This is a genomic window from Mesonia aestuariivivens, from assembly GCF_019311235.1.
GTDB lineage: Bacteria > Bacteroidota > Bacteroidia > Flavobacteriales > Flavobacteriaceae > Mesonia > Mesonia aestuariivivens.
This window is the reverse complement of sequence record NZ_JAHWDF010000042.1, coordinates 1-2890: the sequence shown is the minus strand read 5'-3', so window position 1 is coordinate 2890 and position 2890 is coordinate 1. Positions and strand designations below refer to the sequence as shown.

Sequence of the window (2890 nt, the reverse complement as noted above, 5' to 3'; positions counted from 1 at the left end):
AAGACTAAAACGAACTTTTAAGGCATTAATACAAAAGCAAACAAAAATTAATGCAAATTTTGGCTTTACCCCTAATTTCAATTATTTTTTAAAAAAAATTAGGTAGTTTTGAGACAGACTGCCGTTAGCCACAAGTTGAAGAAACAGATGAACTACGAAATACCTATTTCATATAATTGGTTTGCAAAACTGAATTTAACACAATTCATTCCTTGGAATTTTGAAACGGAAATTAATCCGAATTCATCAATCAACGAACGATTTAAAATTGAGTGTGAACAGAATCGAGAAGTCCTGACTTTCGGACGCAGACAAGATATGGACACTTTTGTCGGATTTGAAATTGTGAATGGAAAAGTAACAGAAAATATAATTGTCTTTCATCCTTCATTCGGAACGAATGTGAAAGGTTGGAATATTATCGAATCTGAACATTCGGATTTTTTTGAATTTATGCAAAAAAGAGTTCTGCCCGAAATGAAAGAATGGATTCCTGAGGATGACGTGAATGATTATATCGAAACTAATTAAATCTTTATGAAAAATGTGTGAAGATTGTTTTGACAAAGAATATTATGGATTTCCTTCTCAAGTTGAATTTGAAAAATTTGAAGAAGTTTTAGACCAAAAATGTAGTTCTGGAAAAGTTCAAATACTGGAATCACAAAACGAAGAAGAAAGCGGATTAATGGACTTCAGAATGTATTATAAATGTAATACTTGTGATGAAAAATACGCAATGTCAATTCCTGATAATCCTTGGAGAGGTTATTTCTTAACTGAACAAAACGCAATTGAATATCATAATAAATTAAAAGAATCAGATAAAAAGAAAAAATATGGTTGTTTGATTTTTTTAATTCTAATAATAGCAATCGGAATTTACTCAATAGTGAAATAAAACCAGTGGCTAACACCGGTAACCGTTACACAAGTCTAAATTTCTAAGAAAAGAGGATTATTCTGATTTTTATGAATAGTTAAATTGTTGCTTTCTAAGTGTATGGTACTATTGAAATCTACTATTAATTTTAAATTTGATTAAAAAAGAGGTTGTGCAACACGCACACCGTGTATAATTCATTGCTAGTTAGAGCCTACTTACGAAAGTCCTCGCGGACTTTCTATCTGTGATTTATTTGCTAACTTTAGTGCTTAAACACGCAACGAAATCATACACAAAACAGTTGCCAGTAATTTAAAACCAAAGACAATGAAAAAAATTATCTATTTAACTTTTCTAATTACAGCTTTAAGTAATGCTCAATCACAGATTGGTAATATTATAAATGGAATTGGAGTATATGAACAATTTGGACCTATTGTTACTATTTCTAATGATGGAACCAAGATTGCTGTTGGCTCTTGGGCTAGTAATGTACAAGGAAGTGAGTCAGGTCAAGTAGATATTTATGAATTAAATAATAACACTTGGACACAACTTGGAAATTCTATAAATGGTTCTTCTGCAAATGATAATTTTGGAATATCTATATCATTATCTGAGAATGGAAATATAATTGCTATTGGTGCTCCAAATTATAATGGAAATTTAAATGACATTGGACAAGTTAAAATATATGCTTTAAATAATGGACAATGGAGTCAATTAGGAAACACTTTACAAGGAACTGAAAGTAATCACTTTTTTGGAGCTTCTGTTTCATTATCTAACAATGGAAACACTTTAGCCATTGGAGCTCCGGGCTTTGGAAATGATGATAGTGGGCAAATTAATGTTTATTCTTTTTCTGCTGGTAATTGGAACCTGTTAGGAAATTCTATAAATGGAGATAATAATGATAATTTCTTTGGACAAGTTGTTGAACTTTCAGGAGATGGTAATAGTATTGCTATCACTGATTTTAATTATGAGCAAATTTCTTCAAAATTAGGAAAAGTTAAAGTTTATTATTTAAATAATAATAGCTGGTCTCAAAAAGGCTCTACAATATTCAATGACCTTGGTGATAATAATTTATCTAATTCTATTTCACTTAATCATACAGGTGAAAAATTGGTTATTGGTATTCCAGGAAATGATGATAATGGCACCGATTCAGGGAAAGCCCAGTCTTATATATTTCAAAACAATGATTGGTCTCAAGTTGGTGCTGATATAAATGGAACTTCTAATTCAAATTTGGGATACAGAGTAAATAATAACGATAACGTTTTAACAATAAGTTCTATTAATTTTAACTCTATCGGTAAAGTAGATATATACGATACTAATGGCTCTAACTTAAACTTATTAAACACTATTTTTGGAGCATCAAATAATTCATTTTATGGTTTTTCAACCTCTTTATCTTCAAACAATATTATAACATTAAGTACTCAATCTGATAACAATTTAGGACAAATTGAAACATATGATTTAAGTGGATTATTAAATGTTAAACATTCAGAATTTTCTAAAGTCAAAGTTTATCCAAATCCTACATCAAATATTTTATACTTGGATTTAAGTAAAAATTCAAAAATTGAAAACATTAACATAATCTCAATAAATGGAAAAAGAATAAAACAACTATCTAATAATTTAAATTATATTGATGTGAGTTCTTTATCACAAGGTATGTATTTTATAGAAATTGTTTCTGATAATAGTAATTACATATCCAAATTCGTTAAAAAATAAAACTACTGGCAACACTGGTAACCGTTGCACAACCCCATAATTTAAAAAAAACGTATTCATTTAAACCGCTTTAGAGCGGTTTTCTAGTTTTATATCGTTTGTAAATTAGCAGAATATATTCTCTTTAAAATGGACTTATACGCATTATTTAACGTCATTATGAACTTTAAAAACATGCCGAGCATTCCTGCTCCACTTTTGGTGCGCTTTTCAATAAACTTCAGGTATTTCTTGAGGTTGTAGGCA

Annotated in this window: 3 protein-coding genes; all 3 read left to right on the top strand. The window is 29.3% G+C overall.

Annotated elements, in window-relative coordinates; genetic code table 11:
- Positions 1–147: 147 nt before the first annotated feature.
- The 3 genes from KW502_RS15120 to KW502_RS15110 all read left to right on the top strand — a co-directional run bounded on the left by KW502_RS15120 (position 148) and on the right by KW502_RS15110 (position 2644).
- The gene (locus tag KW502_RS15120; protein WP_219041386.1) at positions 148–531 is read left to right on the top strand and encodes a hypothetical protein; all 384 of its coding nucleotides are present in this window, start codon (positions 148–150) and stop codon (positions 529–531) included.
- Between the two features lie 13 nt (positions 532–544).
- The gene (locus KW502_RS15115) at positions 545–901 is read left to right on the top strand and encodes a hypothetical protein (protein ID WP_219041385.1); all 357 of its coding nucleotides are present in this window, start codon (positions 545–547) and stop codon (positions 899–901) included.
- Between the two features lie 312 nt (positions 902–1213).
- Positions 1214–2644: a T9SS type A sorting domain-containing protein gene (locus KW502_RS15110; protein ID WP_219041384.1), complete on the top strand. Its 1431-nt coding sequence runs from the start codon at positions 1214–1216 to the stop codon at positions 2642–2644.
- Positions 2645–2890 lie beyond the last annotated feature (246 nt).

What these genes read in the sequence shown, in the direction of transcription:
- KW502_RS15120 (WP_219041386.1), top strand. Translation starts at nt 148, where the DNA reads ATGAACTACGAAATACCTATTTCATATAATTGGTTTGCAAAACTGAAT.
- KW502_RS15115 (WP_219041385.1), top strand. Translation starts at nt 545, where the DNA reads ATGTGTGAAGATTGTTTTGACAAAGAATATTATGGATTTCCTTCTCAA.
- KW502_RS15110 (WP_219041384.1), top strand. Translation starts at nt 1,214, where the DNA reads ATGAAAAAAATTATCTATTTAACTTTTCTAATTACAGCTTTAAGTAAT.